This is a genomic window from Halorubrum tibetense (assembly GCF_042661865.1).
GTDB classification, from domain to species: Archaea; Halobacteriota; Halobacteria; order Halobacteriales; family Haloferacaceae; genus Halorubrum; species Halorubrum tibetense.
The window spans coordinates 1-3,600 of sequence record NZ_JBHSWW010000251.1 but is presented as its reverse complement, the minus strand read 5'-3'; the positions used below and the strand labels follow the sequence as shown (position 1 = coordinate 3,600).

The following is a 3,600-nucleotide window of genomic DNA, read 5'->3' as shown; positions in this document are numbered from 1 at the left end:
ACCGTCGTTCGGACCGAGCGCAGCGCGCGGTCGGCGGCGGCGGGCTCGGGGAGGTCCTTATAAAAACGCGTCGCGTCCCCGTACAGTTTCTCCTGGTCGGCGGTCTGGTTCGCGCCCGAATCGCGGAGCTCGGGCGGCCGGTCGGCGGTGAGCGCGAGCAGCGGGACGCGGGCGTTGCTCGCCTCCATCACCGCCGGGTGGTAGTTGGCGGCGGCGGTGCCCGACGTACAGATCAGCGGCGTCACGCGGCCCGTTCGACGCGCGCGCCCCAGCGCGAAGTAGGCGGCCGAGCGCTCGTCGAGCAGCGAGAAGACGTGGAGCTCCTCGTGGCGCGCGGCCGCCACCGTCAGCGGCGTCGAGCGGCTTCCGGGGGAGACGACGACGGCGTCGACACCCGCGTCAACGAGCTCGTCGACGATCGCCCGTGCCCACAGCGTGTTCCGGTTCGGCGCGGTCATTAGCGGCAGTAGATCCGCGCGGGATAAGTATCCCGGCAACTCGCGGTCAGGTGGCGGGCGGTCGCGTTCTACAACCCTTATACGCGCCGACCGACTTCGATCGGGCATGAGCGATGACGACGCCGTCGAGGTCGAGCCGACCGAGTCCGACGACACGGCGGAGGCGACAGACGAGCCGGACCCGACGGACGCGCCGGACGCGACGGAAGAATCGGACGCGGCCAATGGAATCGAGGGGTCCGACGAGCCGAGCCTCGCGGATCGTGTCGCTGAGCACGACGCGGCGCTCGCGGACGAGGTGGCCGAGCTGGAAGCCGAGATCGACGAGCGCCGCGAGGAGGTCGACGAGCTGACGAGCAAACTCGCGCGGGTCCGTGCCGACTTCAGTAACTACAAACAGCGGGCCAAACGCAAGCGCGACGAGATCCGCGAGCGCGCCTCGGAGGCGCTGGTCGAGCGGATCGCCCCCGTCCGCAACGACCTCCTCCGAGCGCTCGATCAGGAGGAGGGGAGCGACATCCGACCGGGCGTGGAGTCGACGCTAGAGAAGTTCGACGAGGTGCTAGCTGACGAAGGCGTCGATCCGATAGACCCCGAGCCGGGAGCGGACGTCGACCCCGAGCGCCACCAGGTGATGCTCCGCGTCGAGAGCGACCAGCCGCCGGGGACGGTCCACGAAGTGTACGAACCTGGCTACGAGATGGGCGACCGTGTCATCGCCGAGGCACAGGTCACCGTCAGCGCGGGCGACGAGTAGGCCGCATCCGGATCGCTCCGTCCCGTCCGAACGCGCGTCTCCTCCCGTTACGACCGATACGACTCGACGAGCCTGTCGAGCGAGTCGTTCCGGTCGGTCGCGTGCGGGATCGTGAGTGGCGACACCGACACCTCGCCGTCGACGACCGCCCGCCGATCGGTACCGGGATCGTCCGGGACCTCGTCGGGAGTCATACGCCCCCAGATCGGGTCCTCGAACGTGATCCGGTCGGTCTCCGGTTCATCCGAATCGGGGTCGTTGTCCTCGCTCTCGCCCCGGTTCGCCGTCATCCCGTACCAGTCCGAGGGCGTGGTTACCCGCATCGGTGCAGGCTGGTTGTCTCCGCCGTCGTTCGTCACGATCGGCGCGTTCACGTTGAGGTAGTCCGCGGTGTCGAACACGTCCGCATCCGGCGCGTTGTCGACGAGGAACCGTGTCGAGTCGACGGCGTGTGCGAACCGCTCGGGAGCCAGTTCGGTTCGCCACCACTCCGGGTCGTCGCCGGGGACGTACATCGACGCCGCGATCGCCGGAACCCCGAAGAAGGCGGCCTCGACGGCGGCCGAGACCGTTCCCGACCGTCCGAGCACGTACGAGCCGAGGTTCGCGCCCTTGTTACACCCGGCGACAACGAGGTCGGCGTCGGGGACGAGCTCGTCGAGTCCGGCGACGACACAGTCGACCGGCGTGCCGTCGACGGCGTACCCCAGCTCGTGGTCTCGAACGTCGACGCCGCCAGAGATGGCGCGGCCGATCGACGAGCGGTCGCCCGCGGGCGCGACCGTTACCACGTCGTACGACTCGGAGAGGGCGTCGTGCACCGCCCGCAACCCGACGGCGTCGATGCCGTCGTCGTTCGTCAACAGGATCCGATCGACGCTCATGCCCGTTCCTTACCGGGTCCGGGCAAAAGTCCATCGTCGGCACCCGGAACGGAAACACACAGGTAGCGTCGGGCCGAGGGGGGTCATATGGGATTCGGCGACACGGCGAAGCGCATCCAGACGCTTGCCGACAAGGCAGAACGGACGTATCAGAAGATCAGCGAGCTCCGCGACGAAGTCGAGGACACCCAAGACACCGTGAACGACACCGCGGAACGGGTCCAGGGGCTCGAAAACGAGATGGCCGAGCAGCGGGCCGTCCTCGATGCGGTCGCAGAGGAGGTCGGCGTGGATCTCGACAGCGTGAGCACGGAGGCACACATCACGGAGGCGGAAGCTGCGGCCGACGAGGGTGGGAACGGTGCGGAGGGCGAAGCGGGAGTCGAGAACGACCGCGGGACGCCCGACGCGGACGACGACGAGCCGTCCGAGAACTGATCGGAGCGGTCAGTCGGGGCCGATGGCGTTCCTGTCCGTCGCGTCGCCCGTGCCCGCGTTGGCGTCTGCCCGCGAGACCACTTCTGCGGGGACACCGGCGACCGTCGTTCGGGGCGGGACGTCTTCGGTCACGAGCGAGTTGGCGGCGACACGCGCCTCCTCGCCGACCGTCACACCGGGAAGCACGATCGCACCCGCGCCGATCATCGCTCGGTCCTCGATAACGACGTCCCCGAGTCGGTACTCGTCCTGAAGGAACTCGTGACACAGCAGCGTGGCGTCGTAGCCGATGATGGCGTCGTTGCCGACGGTGATCCGTTCGGGCCAGAACACGTCCGGCGTCGACTCGAGCCCCCATGACACCCCCGAACCGACGGTCACCCCTATCCGAGAGAGCAGCCAGTTCTTGAGCCGGAGGCTCGGGCTGACCCGGGCGGCCGATATCGCCACGTAGTTTCGGACGACCGCGAGCGGTGACTTCGCGTCTGGCCACGACCACAGCGAGTTCCGCACCCCGCCCGTGTGATGCCGCTCCAATCGGTCACGTCGAGGAGTCGTGCCGTCGTCGGCGGGAGCGCCACCGGACTCGTCGGTCCCGCCACCCGCTCGCTCTCCACTCCGGTCGACAGCGGCCCCTTCGTCGCTCACGCGGAGTCCTTGTAGCGGCGAGGTTATAAGCCCCGCTCACCCGCCCGCGGCTGCTTCCAGGATCGCGTGCGGGGTGTCGCTGTCGCGTGCGGGGTGTCGCTGTCGCGTGCGGGGTGTCGCTGTCGCGTGCGGGATGTTATACGCGATACCAAGCCCAGCTCCCACCCTGCCGAACGCGACGGCTCACGGCCGGTCAAGGCGGGTGTGCGGTCCGCCGCCGTGAGTAGCGGCAGGGGACCGCCTGTTCGCCATCGAACTGTGCGACGAGCGACGCTACGCGCGGAGCTCGTTCATATGCTCGATCCGCCGGTCGAGCAGGTCGGAGGTCCCGATATCGTGGCGGATCCGAACGCGGTCGCCAGCGGCCGACAGCGCCGCCTCCGCCTGTGCCTCCGCGGCGGCGATCGAGTCGCCG

The 3,600-nt window shown here is 69.1% G+C and carries 5 protein-coding genes and 1 pseudogene; 2 read left to right on the top strand and 4 right to left on the bottom strand.

Annotated features, from left to right (window positions below; all coding sequences use genetic code 11):
* Window positions 1–458, bottom strand: a 458-nt coding sequence (locus tag ACFQEU_RS13060) for a thiamine pyrophosphate-binding protein (protein WP_379782829.1), incomplete at its 3' end; no start/stop codon positions are given.
* A 106-nt stretch (window positions 459–564) separates the two neighbouring features.
* Here ACFQEU_RS13060 and ACFQEU_RS13055 point away from each other — a divergent pair.
* Window positions 565–1,215: a nucleotide exchange factor GrpE gene (locus ACFQEU_RS13055; protein ID WP_379782827.1), complete on the top strand. Its 651-nt coding sequence runs from the start codon at window positions 565–567 to the stop codon at window positions 1,213–1,215.
* A 47-nt stretch (window positions 1,216–1,262) separates the two neighbouring features.
* On the opposite strand, the gene surE is transcribed toward ACFQEU_RS13055, so the two are convergent.
* Complete coding sequence (gene surE, locus ACFQEU_RS13050; RefSeq protein ID WP_379782825.1) at window positions 1,263–2,099, bottom strand: 5'/3'-nucleotidase SurE; 837 nt, start codon at window positions 2,097–2,099, stop codon at window positions 1,263–1,265.
* Window positions 2,100–2,186: 87 nt separating this feature from the next.
* On the opposite strand from surE, the gene ACFQEU_RS13045 reads away from it, so the two are divergent.
* Window positions 2,187–2,537 (top strand): DUF5798 family protein, encoded by a 351-nt coding sequence (locus ACFQEU_RS13045; protein ID WP_379782823.1) that lies wholly within the window; start codon window positions 2,187–2,189, stop codon window positions 2,535–2,537.
* A gap of 9 nt (window positions 2,538–2,546) precedes the next feature.
* Here the strand turns inward: ACFQEU_RS13045 and ACFQEU_RS13040 are convergent, their stop codons facing one another.
* Complete coding sequence (locus tag ACFQEU_RS13040; RefSeq protein WP_379782831.1) at window positions 2,547–3,074, bottom strand: acyltransferase; 528 nt, start codon at window positions 3,072–3,074, stop codon at window positions 2,547–2,549.
* 384 nt (window positions 3,075–3,458) lie between these two features.
* A pseudogene (locus tag ACFQEU_RS13035) lies at window positions 3,459–3,600 on the bottom strand (phosphoribosylamine--glycine ligase); the annotation flags it as partial.